Raw genomic sequence first — 16,514 nt, 5'->3', positions numbered from 1 at the left:
GGTGCAGGGCGGCAATCATTCGATCACGTCTTCGCGCGGCAGCATCCGCTGGTTGTAGGTGTTGGCCATCGAATAGCCGTAGGCGCCGGCATCGGCGATCAGCATCACGTCGTCCGGCGCGGTCGACACCGGCAGCTTGCGGCGCTTGCCGAACACATCGCTGGATTCGCAGATCGGGCCGACCACATCGAACGCCGCCTCGGCATACCCACCCTGGCGGCTTAGGTTCTCGATGTCGTGCCAGGCGTCGTACAGCGCCGGGCGCATCAGTGCGTTCATGCCGGCATCCAGGCCGACGCGGCGCACGCCGTCCTTTTCCACCACCTGCGTGGCGTGGGTCAGCAGCACGCCGGATTCGGCCACCAGGTAGCGGCCCGGCTCGATCGCCAGGCGGAACGCCGGATGCAGCGCCTTGACCTCCGCCAGGCCCTCGGCCCAGGCATCCAGATCGAACGGCTCGTCCTCGGCGGAATACGGAATCGGCAGGCCGCCACCGATGTCGATGGTCTGCACGCTGCCGATGCGGCGGGCGAAACCGGCCAGCTCATCGCACATCAGGCGCCAGTGCTGCGCGGTCTCCACGCCGCTGCCCAGGTGCGCATGCAGGCCGACCACGCGGCTGCCCAGATCGGTGGCCGCGCGCACGAACTCGTCGACACGGGCGATCGGCAGGCCGAACTTGGACTCCTTGCCACCGGTACGGACCTTGGCGTGGTGGCCTTCGCCACGGCCCAGGTCGACGCGCAGCCACAGCTCGCGGTTGCGGAACAGGTCCGGCCAGCGCCGCAGTGCCTCGACGTTGTCGACCGTCACCGTCACGCCCAACGCGAATGCGGCTTCGTATTCGCTGCGCGGGCAGAAGCTGGGGGTGAACAGCACGCGCTTGGGCGACAGTTCCGGCAGGTGCTGGAACACGTGCTTCAGCTCGCCATGCGACACGCATTCCAGGCCGAAGCCCTCGGCTTCCAGCAGCTGCAGGATGGCCGGGTGGCTGTTGGCCTTGATCGCGTAGTAGCGCTGGTCGATCGGCTTGATCGCGGCCAGCGCGCGGGCGCGGGCGCGCACGGTCGGCAGGTGGTAGACGTAGCGCGGCGTACCGGCATCGGCCAGCTGCAGCAGGTGCGCACGCTGGCCCCGCCACCACGGCGTGCCACGCGGGCGCACGGTGCCGGCGATCTCGCGCCAGCGCGGGCCGAATACTTCGGTCTCTTCCACCGGCATCGCGCCGCTGTCGATCAGCTCGGCGTGCAGCACCGGCAGCAGGCCATCGGCATCGGCCTCGTCGATGACGAAGGTCAGGTTCAGGTCATTGGACGACTGCGAGATCATGTGCACGCGCTCGCGGCCGAAGGTGGCCCACACGTCCGACAGCTTGTGCAGCAGCGAACGCATGCCACGGCCCACCAGAGTGATCGCCGCACACGGCACGATCACCTTCACCTTGCAGATCTGCGACAGGTCGGCCGACAGCGCGGCCAGCACATCGGTATTGACCAGGTTCTCGGACGGATCCAGCGACACGGTGACGTTGGTTTCGGCCGAACCGATCAGGTCCACCGACAGGCCGTGCTTCTTGAACAGATTGAACACATCGGCCAGGAAGCCGACCTGCTGCCACATGCCGATGCCTTCCATCGACACCAGCACGATGCCGTTGCGGCGGCTGATCGCCTTCACCCCTGGTACCGGCGCGGCGCTGCCATCGATGCTGGTGCCGGGCAGTTCCGGGCGCTCGGTATCGAGGATGGCCATCGGTACGCCGGCATCGCGGCACGGCTTGATCGAGCGCGGGTGCAGCACCTTGGCGCCGGTGGTGGCGATTTCCTGCGCCTCGTAATAGTCCAGGCGGGTCAGCAGGCGCGCGTCCGGCACATCCTTCGGATTGGCACTGAACATGCCCGGCACATCGGTCCAGATCTCCACGCGGCTGGCACCGAGCAGCGCACCGAAGTACGCCGCCGAGGTATCCGAGCCACCGCGGCCGAGGATGGCGGTACCGCCATCGGCGTGCCGCGAGATGAAGCCCTGGGTGATCAGCAGGCGGGTCGGCTGCGCACGGAAGCGCTGCATCCATTCCGCGTCGGCACGCCACTGGCAGTTCACCGACAGGCGCTGCGACCAGTCGCTCTGGTTCGGCTGCGGCGGCATCGCGTCCAGCCACTGGCGGGCATCCATCCAGCCCATGTCCAGGCCCGACGCGCGCAGGTAGGCCGCACCCAGGGTGGAGGACAGCAGCTCGCCCTGGCCCAGCACTTCGGCCTGCCAGTCGAGCGGACGGGTGGCTGCACGCGCGTCGTCGAGCAGGCCCTGCAGCGCGGCGAGGCGATCGGCCAGCACCTCGCGGCCCAGGCCGAGTTCAACCAGGAAGGCCTCGTGGCGTTCGACCAGCGCCGCCACGCGGTCCCGGCTGTCGGGCGCGCCATCGGCGATCGCGGTCAGTTCGTTGGTGACCCCGGACAGCGCCGACACCACCACCAGCACGCGCGAGCCGGTCTCTTCCGCGCGTTTTTTCGCCAGCTTCCCGATCGTGTCCCAGCGGTGACGACGCGACACCGAGGTGCCGCCGAACTTCAGTACGATCCAACGATCGACAATGGGGGAAGCTGACATGGATTGGCTATGTAGAATGTGGGGAAGCCGCCCTCGGGGGCGGAACCTTTGATTCTAAGCGCAATATCCCCGTAGATGGCCGTCCTCCGTTACCTGCAGCTCGATGTCTTCGCCCCCCGCCCCGGCACCGGCAACCCGCTGGGCGTCATCCTGGACGCCGACGGGCTCTCCAGCAGCCAGATGCAGGCCCTGGCCGCCTGGCTGAACCTGTCCGAGACGGTGTTCTTCCTGCGCCCCAGCACGCCGGGCGCCGACTACCACATCCGCATCTTCACCCCGACCCGCGAGCTGGCCTTCGCCGGCCACCCCAGCGTCGGCGCCGCCCGGGCGGCGGTGACCTGCGGCCTGGCGCAACCGCGCAACGGTGCCCTGCTGCAGCAATGTGCGGCGGGGTTGCTGCCGGTACGGGTGAGCGGCCCGGCCGAGGCACTGCAGATCCAGCTGGCCAGCCCACCGGCGCGGCAACTGGAGACCGCGGCCGACGGAGCGCCCGAAGCGCTGCTGGCGCTGGCCGACAGCGGGCACGTGCCCGAACTGTGGGACAACGGCGCACGCTGGTGGCTGTTGCCGCTGCGCGACGCCGCCGCCGTACGCAGCCTTGTGCCGGACATGGCCACGCTGGCCGACTGGAGCCTCGCCACCGACGCGACCGGTGTGGCCGTGTTCGCCGACGAGGCCGGCGACGACCACACCCGGGTGGTGCGCGCCTTCTGCCCCGCTGATGCAGCCGCCGTGCCCGAGGATCCAGTGACCGGCAGCGCCAATGCGCTGATCGGTGCCTGGCTGCGCCAGCGCAATGCCCTGCCCGGCCGCGAGGGCCGCTACGTCGCCAGCCAGGGCCGCGAAGTCGGCCGCGATGGTCGCGTACAGGTCGAGGTTGATGCGCAGGGCACGGTGTGGATCGGCGGCCAGGTGCAGTGCGTGATCGACGGCAGCATCCATTGGTAGCACCGGGCCACGCACGGCGAATGCCGCGCACGGTCGCCGGGCATGGCCCGGCGCTACCGTATCCCCTCTCGTTTTACGGAGTTTGCCCCCTATGACCACCCGCCGTTTCCTGCAGCTGGACGTGTTCTCCCCGCGCGCCGGCGCTGGCAATCCGCTGGCCGTGGTACTCGATGCCGAGGGCCTGGACGACGCCAGCATGCAGGCCATCGCGCGCTGGACGCGCCTGCCCGAAACCACCTTCGTGTTCCCGCCGCAGGTGCCGGGCGCCAGCTATCGATTGCGCATGTTCAGCCCGCAGAAGGAAGTACCGTTCGCGGGCCATCCCAGCGTCGGTACCGCGCACGCGGTGCTGCAGGCGGGCCTGGCCGCAGCGGTCGACGGCGTGCTGGTGCAGGACGGCATTGCCGGCGCGCTGCCGCTGCGCGTCAGCGGTGAGGGTACGCAGCAGCGCATCGCCATCCGCACCCCGCGCGCGCAGCTGGCCGAAACCGCTGAGGCCACCGATCCGCGCCTGCAGGCCGCGCTGAAGGACTGGCCGCTGGGCACACTGCCGCCGGCACGCATGCAGGGCGGCCGCAGCTGGTGGGTGGTGCAGGTGGCCGACGAGGCCGCATTGCGCGTGCTGCAGCCAGACTGGGATGCAGTGGCCGCACTGGCTGAATCCACCGACAGCATGGGCGTGTTCGCCTATGCCTTCAGCGATGGCAGCGAGGGTTTCGACCTGGCCGTACGTGCCTTCGTCGGCAATGGACGCCGCTTCGAGGACGCCGCCTCGGGTGCGGCCAATGCGGTGCTGGCCGCGTGGCTGGACCTGCGTGACGCGCTGCCGCGTGGACGGACGCCGTTTGAAGTCAGCCAGGGCCGCGAAGTCGGCCATGACGCGCGCCTGACCCTGCTGGTCGACCAGGACGGCGAGGTCTGGTCTGGCGGGCAGGTGCAGACGGTGATCAGCGGCACCATCGATTGGTAAACACCATCGAGGTGGAGCCGAAGGCAGCGGCAGGAGCCGCTGCCAACGTCGGACGCGACGGCCCGGAGGGTGGCGGCCAGGAAGGCCGCCATAACGCTGGCCGGCTGTTACCTGGACCTCGAGATCATGCGGTTGCCGGCCAGCGGCCGGCACTACCCTCAGCCCAGCTCGGCTTCCAGGCTGATCGGCACCGCGCTCAGCGCCTTGGACACCGGGCAGTTCTGCTTGGCGTCATCGGCAATCGCACGGAACTGCGTCGCGTCGATACCCGGCACCACTGCCTTCACCTTCAGCCGGATCTGCGACAGCTGCGGGCCGCCCTCCAATGACAGATCTACCTTGGCTTCGGTATCCAGCGAGGTCGGGGTAAAGCCGGCTTCGCCGAGCTTGGCCGACAGCGCCATGGTGAAGCAACCGGCGTGCGCAGCAGCGATGAGCTCTTCCGGATTGGTGCCCTTTTCGTCGCCGAAACGGCTGTTGAAGCCGTAGCGTGTCTTGTCCAGCAGCCCGCTCTGCGGCGTGCTCAGCTGCCCCTTGCCCGACTTCAGATCGCCTTCCCAGTGCGCTGTGGCGTGTCGCGAGATTCCCATGTGCTGCTCCTGCGTGACGGTGATGAACGGTCACCCTCGCACGGGAGGCGTTAGCCCTGCGTCGCTCCGCCGCACGCCGCAGGTCGCCTTCCGAACCCGGCGCGTGGACACTTTCTCACCAGCCGGAAACGCATTTTTCTCTTGTTTTCAGTGGTTTCTCGCATTCCGCCGATGGGCGGGCGTGGGCCGTCGCGCGCGCTGCCACACCCCCGTCCCCCACGGCGCGCCATGTACTGAATCGGCCTGGATATGAAAAAACATGCACTTTCCGCGCTTCGGGCTATTGGCGGCGCCCAAGAGTTGCCCTACATTGCGCTTGCCGACGGGGTTCGGCGCCGACCAAACAACCAACCGTTCACGGAACAGGAAACCATGGCAAAGACCGCTAAGAAGGCTGCCCCGAAGAAGGCAGTGAAGAAAGTCGCGACGAAGGCAGCCGCCAAGCCGGCCGCTCCGAAGCCGATCAAGGAAGTGCTGACCAAGTCCGGCCTGGTTGCACACATCGCTGAAGCCTCCGGCGTCGTCGCCAAGGACGTCCGCGCTGTGCTGGCCTCGCTGGAAAGCGCCGTTGCCTCCTCGGTGCACAAGAAGGGCGCTGGCTCCTTCACCCTGCCGGGCCTGCTGAAGATCACCACCGTCAATGTGCCGGCCAAGCCGAAGCGCAAGGGCATCAACCCGTTCACCAAGGAAGAGCAGTGGTTCGCTGCCAAGCCGGCCACCACCAAGCTGAAGGTGCGTCCGCTGAAGAAGCTGAAGGACGCCGCGCTGTAAGCGCGCGCCCCAACGCGGATTCCGACGGGACGGCTCTGGCCGTCCCGTTTTCTTTTGCACGTTCCCGGCAGCAGGTCCACGCCACGTGTGGATGCGCCGCCCCGGGGCATCCGCAACACAGCGTTGCCGCATACTGGAAAATCCCCGTTCAAGCCCGTCGCCATTAGCCAGGCGCGGCCTGGGCAGGCCCTGGAACGTACCGGGTGGAACACTGCGTGCAGCCCCGGCCATCGCCGCCGCGCACGGCCTTGCCTAAGGTGGGCACATCCTCCACAGCTACGGCGAGCATCCCCTCATGGCCAGCCCCTCCACCCGCTACCGGATCTCGGTGACCCCCATCGAAAAGGACGGGTTGCAGTGCACCGGGCGCTGCACCATCGAACTGGAACATCGCGCCAGCCGCGACCTGATGCGCCTGCTGGAAGCGGCGCCACGCACCGCTGGCATCAGCGGTGATGAACGCGCGACCCTGGTGATCGCCACCCAGCTGCTGCGCGACATCGTGCAGCGCCACGCGGAGACCGATGGACATGCGTTGGCCGCCATCGCCGGGCAGGTGCTGCCGGCACTGGATGCGCTGGAGCAGTTGCCCTCCTCCCGCTGATTCCCGCGCAGCCGATACACTGTCTCCCCCACATCGCCTCGGGGAGGAGGCATGCGCAGGACGCTTTTCCTGATCGCGCCCCTGGCGCTGCTCGGCTGCTCCAGGCCTGCGGCAGCGCCCGATGTTGCGCCAGCGCCGGCTGTCGCCGGCGCCGGAACGCAGGGCATCGCCGGCTCCGAAGCGGCGTCCCTGCAGACACCGGCGATCGATCCGCTGTTCGCTGCGGTCGCTGCCGACGCCCAACCACCATCGGTGATGCTCAACCGCTACGTGATCGCGCTGCTCAACCGCAACCGCAGCGCCAGCGACGCGGCATGGGCGATTCCACCGGCCGACCCGCACCGCGCAGATGACGCTGCCATACGCCAGCTGCAGGGCGTGCGTACGCTGCGGCTGGACAGCGAGCCCCCGGTGGCACGCGACGGCCAGCATCCTCCCCAGCTGCTGGAAGTGCCGGTGCGGATCCGCGCGGTCACCACCCAAGGGACCTTCCGCTTCGGCGGCTGGTACCGCGTGCAGCCCAGTGCTGATGGCCGCGGCTGGCAGATCCAGTCGGCGCAACTGCGGCCAACGCTGGACTGAACCATTGCAGCGGCATGCACGCGCGATTCAGCCGTCCCGGCTACTCTTTCCTCCATCCTTTCCCAGTCCAGCGGTCACCGCCATGCGCCTGCGTTCCCTGATGACCCGCCTCGCCGCCTCCACCGTGCTGATCGCCGCCGCGATTGGCGCGCAGGCCGCCCCATCCATTTCCGGCCGCGAACTGTCGGTCGGCGCCAGCGATGTGCAGCAGTATCTCGATGGCAGCTTCCCGCGCACCCAGGACGCGTTGGGCGGACTGATCGCCCTCACCATGAGCCACCCCCAGCTGAGCCTCCCGGCCGGCGAGCGCTTGAACCTTGGCATGGACGTGGCACTGGCCACTGCCGGTGGCAATCCGGCCAAACTGGGTACGGTGAAGCTCAGCAGCGGCCTGCGCTACGACGCGCAGACCCAGGGATTCCATCTGCAGCAGCCGAGCGTGGATGACTTCACCCCGGCCAACCAGGGCGGTCGTCTCGACTCCCGTACCCGTGGCCTGCTCAACGCCTGGCTGAGCGACTACGCCCAGCGGGAGCCGATCTACAAGCTGGACCCGGCCGTGGCCGGCGTGCTTGGCGCGCTGCAGGTGCAATCGGCACAGGTGAAGAACGGCAAGCTGGTGGTCACCTTCAACCAGAACCTGGGCAACCTGGTGCCGGCAGGCGTGCTGGGCAAGTAAGGTGGTGCCGGCCAGCGGCCGGCACTACCGGCAGCGCATCAGGCGGCGAGTGCCTTGACCACCGCCTCACTGAAGGCTGGGATGTCGTCCGGCTTGCGGCTGGTGATCACGTTGCCGTCGACCACGACCTCGGCATCGCGCCAGTTCGCCCCCGCATTGGTCAGATCCTGCTGCAGGGACGGCCAGGACGTCAGCTCGCGGCCATCGGCGAGGCCACTGTTGATCAGCAGCCACGGGCCATGGCAGATCGCCGCCACAGGCTTGCCGGCTTCGTCTACTGCGCGGACGAAGCCGAGTACAGCCTCGTCGGTACGCAGCGTGTCCGGATTGATGACCCCTCCCGGCAGCACCAGGGCATCGAAGCTGGCCGGATCGGCCTCATCCAGCGGAATATCCACTGCAACGGCGTCGCCCCAGTTCTTCTCTTTCCAGCCCTTGATCGTCGCCTCCTTTGCAGGCGACACGACGCTGACGCGCGCGCCTTCGGCTTCCAGCAGACGCTTGGGTTCGGTCAGTTCGGACTGTTCAAAGCCGTGGGTGGCAAGGATGGCAATCTGCTTGCCCTTCAATCGTTCTGCCATGGGTGCACTCCGGTTGGGGGTGCCGACAGAATGGAAGAACGGCCCTTGCACGGCGGTGACCCTGCCGTGCACGGCAGGTGGAGAGCCTCCGGGTGGTGCCGGCCGCTGGCCGGCACCTGGATTGCGCCTTGCCGGCCAGCGGCCGGCACTACCCGGTACCGGTCAGCGCTTGGGCTGCAGCATGGTGCCGGTGCACTTGGGCGAGCCGCAGCGGCACTCCCAGATCTTCTTCAGCTTGGCGGTGTGACGCTCGGCCAGGGTGATGCCGTAGTTGTAGGTCAGCTCTTCGCCGGCCTTGATGTCACGCAGCGCCTCGATGAACACCTTGTCGCCACGGCTGTCACCGTCCTCGTCTTCCTCGATCACCGCCTCGCAGTTCGGGTCGCAGCTGTGGTTGATCCAGCGCGCATCGTTGCCCTTGTAGTTGGCATCGATCACCCAGTCATCGTTGAGGGTGAACAGGAAGGTATGGCCGCTTTCAACGTCGCCGCTGTCATCGGCATCAACGTCGCCGTGGCTGCGCAGCAGGCCCTTGTACTGGATCACGCGCTCGCCCTGCTTGATCGGGGCCACGGCGAACACGCCGTTGCCATGGATGGCGGACTTGCGGGCTTGGATCTTCTTCGGCATCGGCACGGGCTGTTTGCAGCGGATGGAACCGGAATTCTCGCCCATTCCGGGTGATTGCGAAAATCACCCCGTTGGCGCAGCATGGCGCCCCGGCGGTGGCCCCGGTGCGTCGTCCCGGTCCGTCCCAGCGCCGGCTGAATGCCCGGGTTGGATGCCGGCGAATAAAAGCGTACAATTTCAGTCCGCTTTAAGAACCGCTCGCATTCCCATGTTGCGTGTCACCAAGCTCACCGATTACGCCACCGTGGTGCTGACCGTGCTTGCCGCCCGTCCGGGCGAGGTGCTCAGTGCCACTGAGCTGGCCGAATTCATCGGCCTGGAGCCGCCCACCGTCAGCAAGGTGCTCAAGCCGCTGGCGCAGGCCGGCCTGGTCGAAGGCCTGCGCGGTGTCCGTGGCGGCTACCGCCTGACCCGCCCGGCCATCGAGATCTCGCTGTTCGAAGTGGTCGAAGCGATGGAAGGGCCATTGGCCCTGACCGAATGCAGCCACGACCACCACCAGTGCGGCATGGCGCCCAAGTGCGGCGCGCGCAGCAGCTGGCGGCTGATCAACGACGTGGTCTCCGAGGCCCTGCGCGATGTCACCCTCGCCCAGATCCTGCCCCCTCTTCCCCTTGCCGATGACGAACAGCGCCGCACCATCGTTGTCGACGTCGTCTCCTGATCCACAGGCAGCCCCCCATGGCCACCGAAACCATCGAAAACGTCGCCCACGACGACACCCCCAACCGCGAGATCCACGAGCAGCTCGGCCGCAAGTATTCGGCCGGCTTCATCACCGAGATCGAATCGGACTCCCTGCCGCCGGGCCTGGACGAGGACACCATCCGTGCCCTGTCGGCCAAGAAGGACGAGCCGGAGTGGATGACGCAGTGGCGCCTGGACGCCTACCGCCACTTCCTGACCATGCCGATGCCGGACTGGGCCAAGCTGGAGATCGCGCCGATCGACCTGCAGGCGCTCAGCTACTACTCCGCGCCCAAGGGCCCGAAGTACGCCTCGCTGGATGACGTGCCAAAGGAACTGCTCGACACCTACGACAAGCTGGGCGTGCCGCTGCACGAGCGTGCCAAGCTGGCAGGCGTGGCGGTGGACGCGGTGTTCGACTCGGTGTCCGTCGGTACCACGTTCCGCAAGGAACTGGCCGAGAAGGGCATCATCTTCTGCTCGATGTCCGAGGCCATCAAGGAACATCCGGAACTGGTCCGCCAGTACCTGGGCACCGTGGTGCCGGTAGGCGACAACTACTTCGCCGCGCTCAATTCGGCGGTGTTCTCCGATGGCAGCTTCGTGTTCATTCCCAAGGGCGTGCGTTGCCCGATGGAACTGAGCACCTACTTCCGCATCAATGCCGGCCACACCGGCCAGTTCGAGCGCACCCTGATCGTGTGCGAGGACAAGGCCTACGTGTCCTACCTGGAAGGCTGCACCGCGCCGATGCGCGACGAGAACCAGCTGCACGCAGCGGTGGTCGAGCTGGTCGCGCTGGAAGACGCGGAGATCAAGTACTCCACCGTGCAGAACTGGTACCCGGGCGACGAGAACGGCGTCGGCGGCATCTACAACTTCGTCACCAAGCGTGCCGAATGCCGTGGCGCGCGCAGCAAGGTCACCTGGACCCAGGTCGAAACCGGTTCGGCGATCACCTGGAAGTACCCGTCCTGCGTGCTGCTCGGCGACGACTCGGTCGGTGAGTTCCACTCCGTGGCGCTGACCCATCACCGCCAGCAGGCCGACACCGGCACCAAGATGATCCACGTCGGCAAGCGCACCAAGAGCAAGATCGTCAGCAAGGGCATCAGTGCCGGCCGTGGCCAGAACACCTACCGCGGCCTGGTGCGGGTGGACCGCAACGCCGATGGCGCGCGCAACTACACCCAGTGCGATTCGCTGCTGATCGGCAAGCAGTGTGGCGCACACACCTTCCCCTACATCGAGGTGAAGAACCCGGGCGCCACCGTCGAACACGAGGCCACCACCTCGAAGATTTCCGACGACCAGCTGTTCTACTGCCGCGCCCGTGGCATCAGCCAGGAAGACGCGGTGTCGATGATCGTCGACGGCTTCTGCAAGCAGGTGTTCCGCGAACTGCCGATGGAGTTCGCGGTGGAGGCCAAGAAGCTGCTGGAAGTCTCGCTGGAAGGAAGCGTCGGATGATGCGTACGTCTTTGCCCGCACTGTTGCTGCTGGGCCTTTCGCCCTGGGCCCTGGCCAACGCGTCCTGCACCCCCGAAGACCTGGTGGGTGCCACCCCGGTCAGATTGCCCGCCAGCACGGTCATCTCCGCGCCGAAAGAATTTTCGATAGTGCTGACAACGGGGCAGGACGGCAGCTTCGGCGCGATCCGGGCTCGCCTGAGCTCGGGCAACCGTGAGCTGGATCGCGCCGCTGCCGAATCCATCCGACAGGCCTCCCTCGCAGTCTCCTGCCTGCAAGAACCCGGTGAAGAGATCATCGTGGTTTTCTCCGCCCTCCCCGCTCAACCTGGGCAGCCCGGCAACGGCACGGTGCAGATCGTCCGCATCGCCCCCGCAGCCCCGAAACCTACCAAGCCATGACCATGCTGAAGATCGAAAACCTCCACGCCCGCATCGGCGACAAGGAAATCCTCAAGGGCCTGTCGCTGGATGTTAAGCCCGGCCAGGTGCACGCCATCATGGGCCCCAACGGCGCCGGCAAGTCCACCCTGGGCAATGTCCTGGCAGGCCGCGACGGCTATGAAGTGACCGAAGGCAGCGTGCAGTTCGACGGCGTCGACCTGCTGGAGCAGGACCCGGAAGCGCGCGCCGCCGCCGGCCTGTTCCTGGCGTTCCAGTACCCGGTGGAGATCCCGGGCGTGAACAACACCTACTTCCTGCGCGCGGCGTTGAACGCCCAGCGCAAGGCACGCGGTGAGGAGGAACTCGATTCCATGCAGTTCCTCAAGCTGGTGCGCCAGAAGCTGGCCGTGCTGCACCTGAAGGACGAACTGCTGCACCGTGGCGTCAACGAAGGCTTTTCCGGTGGCGAGAAGAAGCGCAACGAGATCTTCCAGCTGGCCGTGCTCGAGCCGAAGCTGGCGATCCTGGACGAAACCGATTCGGGCCTGGACATCGACGCGCTGAAGAGCGTGGCCGACGGCGTCAACGCGCTGCGTGCCGCTGACCGTTCGTTCCTGGTCATCACCCACTACCAGCGCCTGCTGGACTACATCAAGCCGGACGTGGTGCACGTGCTGGCCGATGGCCGCATCGTCAAGACCGGTGGCCCGGAACTGGCGCTGGAACTGGAAGCGCACGGCTACGATTTCCTCAAGGATCGCGTGGTGCGCGAGGCGGCGGTCTGATGAGCGCCCTGCTCGACTCCATGGCCCAGGCCTTCTGCGGCAGCGACGCGCGCCGCGAAGTGCTGGACGCGGCCCTGCGTGACGGCCTGCCGGCCGCGCGCAACGAAGCCTGGAAGTACACCTCGCTGCGCCAGCTGGAACGCCGTGCGTTCGCGGCTGCACCGCTGCAGGGCCCGGCGCTGGACGCCGCGCTGCTGGAGGACATCCCGGCACCGCGCCTGGTGTTCGTCAACGGCCGCCTGGATGCCGCGCTGAGCGACGTGCAGGTCCTGCCGGACGGCGTGCAGCTGCAGCCGCTGTCGGCCGCACTGGCCTCCGGCGAAGACGCCGTGCGTTTCCTTGGCCGCCGCTACGAGCGCAGCGAAGAGATCTTCGCCCGCCTGAATGCCGCGCTGGCCGATGAAGGCGTGGTGCTGCGCGTGGACGAAGGCGTGCAGGTCGAAGCGCCTCTGCAGCTGGTGTTCGCCAGCGTCGCCGGCGAGACCGACCTGGCCTGGCACCACCGCCACCTGATCGAACTGCGTGCCGGCGCCAGCCTGGGCGTGGTCGAGCACCGCCTCAGCGTCGGCGATTCGGCGCACCTGGACAACACCGTGCTGCACGCCCATGTCGCCCGCGATGCCGTGCTCAAGCACGCCCGCGTGCAGGCCGGCAGCGCGCGCCAGACCAGCTTCCTGCGCACCGACGCCGTGCTGGCCCGCGACGCGCAGTACCACCGCGTCGACCTGGAACTGGGCGCCGCGCTCAGCCGCCATGAACTGAACGTGCGCCTGGAAGGCGACAATGCCCAGCTGACCGCCAACGGCGTGCTGCTCGGCAATGGCCGCCGCCACGTCGAAACCCGCCTGGGCATCGACCACATCGCACGCGATACGAGTTGCGAGCTGCTGTGGCGTGGCGTTGCCGCCAACCGCAGCCGCGTGGTGTTCCATGGTGGCATCCAGATCCGCGAGGGCGCCGACGGCACCGATGCGAACCTGTCCAACAAGAACCTGCTGCTGTCGGCCGACGCCGAGATCGATACCCAGCCGACGCTGGTCATCGACGCCGATGAAGTGAAGGCCGCGCATGGCGCCACCGTCGGCCAGCTCGATGCCAACGCGCTGTTCTACCTGCGCTCGCGCGGCCTGCCGCAGGCACAGGCGCAGGCACTGCTGAGCGCCGCGTTCTGCCACGAGCCGCTGAAGATCCTGCCGGAAGCCCTGCGCGAGCAGCTGGCACGCCGTTTGGACAAGGCCCTGGCCGAAGCGGGTGTGGCATGAACCTGTCCACCCCGCGCCCGATCGAAGAACGCACCGGCGCGCCCGATTGGGATCGCGTCCGCCTCGACTTCCCGCTGCTGATGCGTGAAGTGCACGGCAAGCCGCTGGTCTATTTCGACAATGCCAACACCGGCCAGAAGCCGGTGCAGGTGATCGGCGCGGTGGACGAGTTCTACCGCCGCTACAACGCCAACGTCAGCCGCGCGGTGCATGCACTGGGCAGCGAAGCCACCGACGCCTACGAAGGCGCGCGCAACAAGCTGGCACGCTTCCTCAACGTGCGCCCCAGCGACCTGGTGCTGTGCAGCGGCACTACCTTCGCCATCAACCTGGTGGCGTATTCGTGGGCCCTGCCGCGATTGAAGGCCGGCGACGTGATCCTGATCACGCGCATGGAACACCACGCCAACATCGTGCCGTGGCAGCTGGTCGCACAGCGTACCGGCGCCACCATCAGCGTGGCCGAGATCACGCCTGACGGCGCACTCGATCTGGATGCGCTGCGCGCGGCAATGACCCCGGAGGTCAAGCTGCTGGCGGTCACCCACGTGTCCAACGTGCTGGGCACGGTCAACCCGGTGCGCGAGATCTGCCGTGAAGCGCGCAAGCGCGGCATCATCACCGTGGTCGATGGCTCGCAGGCCGTGCCGCACCGCAAGGTCGACGTGGCCGCGATCGGCTGTGACTTCTACGCCATCACCGGCCACAAAATGTGTGGTCCGACCGGCACCGGTGCGCTGTGGGCCCGCCGCGAGCACCTGGATGCGATGCCGCCGTTCCTTGGCGGCGGCGAGATGATCAAGGAAGTCAGCTTCGACGGCACCGTGTTCAACGATGCCCCGCACAAGTTCGAAGCCGGCACCCCGAACATCGCCGGCTTCATCGGCCTGGGCGTGGCCGCCGACTACCTGCAGCAGCTTGGCCAGGAGAACGTGGAAGCACGCGAGGCTGAACTGCTGGCGCATTTCACCGAAGAGCTGCGCCGCGTCGACGGTCTGCGCATCATCGGCGAAGCACCGGAGAAGGCCGCCGTGGTCTCGTTCCTGATCGACGGCGCGCATGCCCACGACCTGGCAACCCTGCTCGACCTGGAGGGCGTGGCGGTGCGCTCCGGCCAGCACTGCGCGCACCCGCTGCTGCAGTACTTCGGCGTCGCGGCAACCTGCCGTGCCTCGCTGGCGTTCTACAACACCCACGCCGAGATCGAGCGCTTCATGACCGCGCTGACCAAGGTACGGAAGCTGTTGGGGTAACCCCGGAAGACCGGGGTCAGATCCCTTTCGCATCGCGAATGGGCTCTGACCCCAACTAACCGATCACTCCTGCAGCCGCCGCACCGACGACACACATAGTTCGGCAGGCCACTGGCCAAGATGCCCCTTGCCGCTCACCGCATCCGGCCGCGCCGCCGACACGATCCCGGTCATTTCAAAAGCCTGCTCCGTCGGCAACGTCACCGGCGCGATTCCCTCCACCCAGATGCCGTCTACCGCCCACGGGTCACGTACCGGCGGTCCTGGATGCAGCGCCGACATTTCCCAGCCTCCGACGTAGGCACCCCGCACCTTTACCAAGCGGCCCTGAAAGCGGACAGGGTGCGCACGCAGTTCCTCCAGGGCGACAGGAAGTGCACGTGCCGGGTTGAACCCAGGGCAGGCAAAACTGTTGAAGGAAGCGTCCCTGCCCACGACGGAGGCATCCGTGCACGCGAGCAGGACCGACATCGCCACGATCATGCCGAGCGTAGCGACCTTCATGGCCCCTCCGTCTCCGCCTTGCCAACCCATTTCTGCCTCCTGCGGGAAAGCGATGAACGGCGAGCATAGCCGGTGCTCCGGGGGCAGAGCTCCTCCGCGTTGCGAAAGGGATCTGCCCCCTCCCCCCATTTGCGCCCGCCCACGCCCCACCTAGAATGGGGCCATGAGCACTCTGACCTTCCGCGCCGCCACGCCGGCCGACATCCCCGCCCTGATCGCCCTCGTCACCTCGGCCTACCGTGGCGACGCCAGCCGCGTCGGCTGGACCACCGAAGCCGACCTGCTGGATGGCGCCCGCATCGACGCCGAAGGCATCCAGGCCGACCTCGACCGCCCGCGCTCGACCATCCTGCTGGCCGAGCGCGGGGACCAGCTGGTGGCCTGCGCCCACGTCGCCGATGTCGACGGCAAGGGCTACTTCGGCATGTTCTCGGTCGATCCGGCCCAGCAGGGCGGCGGCGTCGGCAAGCAGCTGATGGATGCCGCCGAAGCACACGCCGCGCGCGAATGGAACGTACCGGTGATGCAGATGACCGTCATCGACGTGCGCGACGAGCTGATCGCCTTCTACGAGCGCCGCGGCTACAGCCGTACGGGCATCAAGAAGCCGTTCCCGTATGGCGACGAACGCTTCGGCATCCCCAAGCGCGACGACCTGCGCTTCGAGATCCTGGAAAAGCCGCTGAACGGAGCCGCCGCGTGAGTGAGGCCTGGACCTTTGTCTGTGCCGGCAACGAGCTGCTGCCGGGTGAAATGAAGAGCGTGTTCGACGAAGTGACCGGCACGCCGATCGTGGTATTCAACCTCGACGGCGAGCTGTACGCACTGGAAGACCAGTGCACGCATGAAGAGTTCGAACTGTCCTCGGGCGAGTTCAACACGACCGAAGGCAGCGTGGAGTGCGTGCTGCACGGCGCGCGCTTCGACGTGCGCGACGGCCGCGCCCTGTGCGCCCCGGCCTACAGCCCTGTGCCCAAGTTCCCGGTGAAGCGCGAGCACGACGCGATCTGGACCCGCGACGACCGGGATTGAGGCGGCGCTGGGCCCGGAGAGCCCCCAGAGGGCGCCTCGCGGGAGAGCATCCACCCATGGGGTGATCCACTGGAGTGCACTGAGGGGCCCTCCAGGGCCCTTCCAGGCCATCCAGATCGGCAACCCGATTGCGCATATGCGAATCATTATCGTTGATGTTATTCTACGTAACA

General features: G+C 67.4%; 19 protein-coding genes. 14 read left to right on the top strand and 5 right to left on the bottom strand.

Features of this window, described 5'->3' with window-relative positions; translation table 11 throughout:
- Positions 1–15: 15 nt before the first annotated feature.
- Entirely contained in the window at positions 16–2,610 is a 2,595-nt protein-coding gene (locus AC5P67_RS07800; RefSeq protein WP_495214468.1) for a bifunctional aspartate kinase/diaminopimelate decarboxylase, read from the bottom strand.
- A 75-nt stretch (positions 2,611–2,685) separates the two neighbouring features.
- Here AC5P67_RS07800 and AC5P67_RS07795 point away from each other — a divergent pair, with 75 nt between their 5' ends.
- Together AC5P67_RS07795 and AC5P67_RS07790 are read left to right on the top strand one after the other, a co-directional pair.
- Complete coding sequence (locus AC5P67_RS07795) at positions 2,686–3,558, top strand: PhzF family phenazine biosynthesis protein (protein WP_111174176.1); 873 nt, start codon at positions 2,686–2,688, stop codon at positions 3,556–3,558.
- A gap of 91 nt (positions 3,559–3,649) precedes the next feature.
- Positions 3,650–4,528, top strand: a complete 879-nt coding sequence (locus AC5P67_RS07790; RefSeq protein ID WP_043034181.1) for a PhzF family phenazine biosynthesis protein — start codon at positions 3,650–3,652, stop codon at positions 4,526–4,528.
- A 158-nt stretch (positions 4,529–4,686) separates the two neighbouring features.
- Here AC5P67_RS07790 and AC5P67_RS07785 read toward each other — a convergent pair whose 3' ends face one another.
- Positions 4,687–5,118, bottom strand: a complete 432-nt coding sequence (locus AC5P67_RS07785; RefSeq protein ID WP_005408443.1) for an OsmC family protein — start codon at positions 5,116–5,118, stop codon at positions 4,687–4,689.
- Between the two features lie 372 nt (positions 5,119–5,490).
- On the opposite strand from AC5P67_RS07785, the gene AC5P67_RS07780 reads away from it, so the two are divergent.
- The 4 genes from AC5P67_RS07780 to AC5P67_RS07765 all read left to right on the top strand — a co-directional run bounded on the left by AC5P67_RS07780 (position 5,491) and on the right by AC5P67_RS07765 (position 7,754).
- Entirely contained in the window at positions 5,491–5,889 is a 399-nt protein-coding gene (locus tag AC5P67_RS07780; RefSeq protein ID WP_005408442.1) for an HU family DNA-binding protein, read from the top strand.
- Between the two features lie 295 nt (positions 5,890–6,184).
- Positions 6,185–6,493, top strand: coding sequence for a DUF3861 family protein (locus tag AC5P67_RS07775; RefSeq protein ID WP_005408441.1), 309 nt, complete (start codon positions 6,185–6,187; stop codon positions 6,491–6,493).
- 51 nt (positions 6,494–6,544) lie between these two features.
- Positions 6,545–7,075: a hypothetical protein gene (locus AC5P67_RS07770; protein WP_024956949.1), complete on the top strand. Its 531-nt coding sequence runs from the start codon at positions 6,545–6,547 to the stop codon at positions 7,073–7,075.
- Between the two features lie 82 nt (positions 7,076–7,157).
- A complete protein-coding gene (locus tag AC5P67_RS07765) occupies positions 7,158–7,754 on the top strand; it encodes a YceB family lipoprotein (RefSeq protein ID WP_005408439.1) in 597 nt (198 codons plus the stop codon).
- 38 nt (positions 7,755–7,792) lie between these two features.
- Here AC5P67_RS07765 and AC5P67_RS07760 read toward each other — a convergent pair whose 3' ends face one another.
- Positions 7,793–8,335 (bottom strand): type 1 glutamine amidotransferase domain-containing protein, encoded by a 543-nt coding sequence (locus AC5P67_RS07760; protein ID WP_024956948.1) that lies wholly within the window; start codon positions 8,333–8,335, stop codon positions 7,793–7,795.
- A gap of 162 nt (positions 8,336–8,497) precedes the next feature.
- A complete protein-coding gene (locus AC5P67_RS07755) occupies positions 8,498–8,965 on the bottom strand; it encodes an SET domain-containing protein (RefSeq protein ID WP_012479369.1) in 468 nt (155 codons plus the stop codon).
- Positions 8,966–9,173: 208 nt separating this feature from the next.
- On the opposite strand from AC5P67_RS07755, the gene AC5P67_RS07750 reads away from it, so the two are divergent.
- From AC5P67_RS07750 to AC5P67_RS07725, 6 genes are read left to right on the top strand one after another with little or no spacing between them, the layout of a single operon-like run.
- Positions 9,174–9,629: an SUF system Fe-S cluster assembly regulator gene (locus tag AC5P67_RS07750; protein WP_495214465.1), complete on the top strand. Its 456-nt coding sequence runs from the start codon at positions 9,174–9,176 to the stop codon at positions 9,627–9,629.
- Between the two features lie 17 nt (positions 9,630–9,646).
- Positions 9,647–11,122, top strand: coding sequence for a Fe-S cluster assembly protein SufB (gene sufB, locus AC5P67_RS07745; protein WP_005408435.1), 1,476 nt, complete (start codon positions 9,647–9,649; stop codon positions 11,120–11,122).
- Positions 11,119–11,523: a hypothetical protein gene (locus AC5P67_RS07740; protein ID WP_005408434.1), complete on the top strand. Its 405-nt coding sequence runs from the start codon at positions 11,119–11,121 to the stop codon at positions 11,521–11,523. The genes sufB and AC5P67_RS07740 overlap by 4 nt, the downstream gene beginning before the upstream one ends.
- A gap of 2 nt (positions 11,524–11,525) precedes the next feature.
- On the top strand, positions 11,526–12,290 hold the full coding sequence (gene sufC / locus AC5P67_RS07735) for a Fe-S cluster assembly ATPase SufC (RefSeq protein ID WP_024958766.1): 765 nt from the start codon (positions 11,526–11,528) through the stop codon (positions 12,288–12,290).
- Complete coding sequence (sufD, locus tag AC5P67_RS07730; RefSeq protein ID WP_062606650.1) at positions 12,290–13,552, top strand: Fe-S cluster assembly protein SufD; 1,263 nt, start codon at positions 12,290–12,292, stop codon at positions 13,550–13,552. Before sufC ends, sufD begins: the two co-directional genes overlap by 1 nt.
- Positions 13,549–14,805, top strand: a complete 1,257-nt coding sequence (locus tag AC5P67_RS07725; RefSeq protein ID WP_495214464.1) for a cysteine desulfurase — start codon at positions 13,549–13,551, stop codon at positions 14,803–14,805. The genes sufD and AC5P67_RS07725 overlap by 4 nt, the downstream gene beginning before the upstream one ends.
- A gap of 63 nt (positions 14,806–14,868) precedes the next feature.
- Here AC5P67_RS07725 and AC5P67_RS07720 read toward each other — a convergent pair whose 3' ends face one another.
- A complete protein-coding gene (locus AC5P67_RS07720; RefSeq protein WP_495214462.1) occupies positions 14,869–15,309 on the bottom strand; it encodes a hypothetical protein in 441 nt (146 codons plus the stop codon).
- A 163-nt stretch (positions 15,310–15,472) separates the two neighbouring features.
- On the opposite strand from AC5P67_RS07720, the gene AC5P67_RS07715 reads away from it, so the two are divergent.
- A complete protein-coding gene (locus AC5P67_RS07715; RefSeq protein WP_005408429.1) occupies positions 15,473–16,012 on the top strand; it encodes a GNAT family N-acetyltransferase in 540 nt (179 codons plus the stop codon).
- Positions 16,009–16,341 carry a non-heme iron oxygenase ferredoxin subunit gene (locus tag AC5P67_RS07710; protein WP_005408428.1) on the top strand — a complete coding sequence of 111 codons (333 nt, stop codon included), beginning with the start codon at positions 16,009–16,011 and terminating at the stop codon, positions 16,339–16,341. Before AC5P67_RS07715 ends, AC5P67_RS07710 begins: the two co-directional genes overlap by 4 nt.
- Positions 16,342–16,514: the final 173 nt, after the last annotated feature.

It is taken from the genome of Stenotrophomonas sp. YJH_SMC_21 (genome assembly GCF_059369555.1).
Note: the sequence above shows the minus strand (reverse complement) of the source record. Positions and strands in the feature narration are given on the sequence as shown.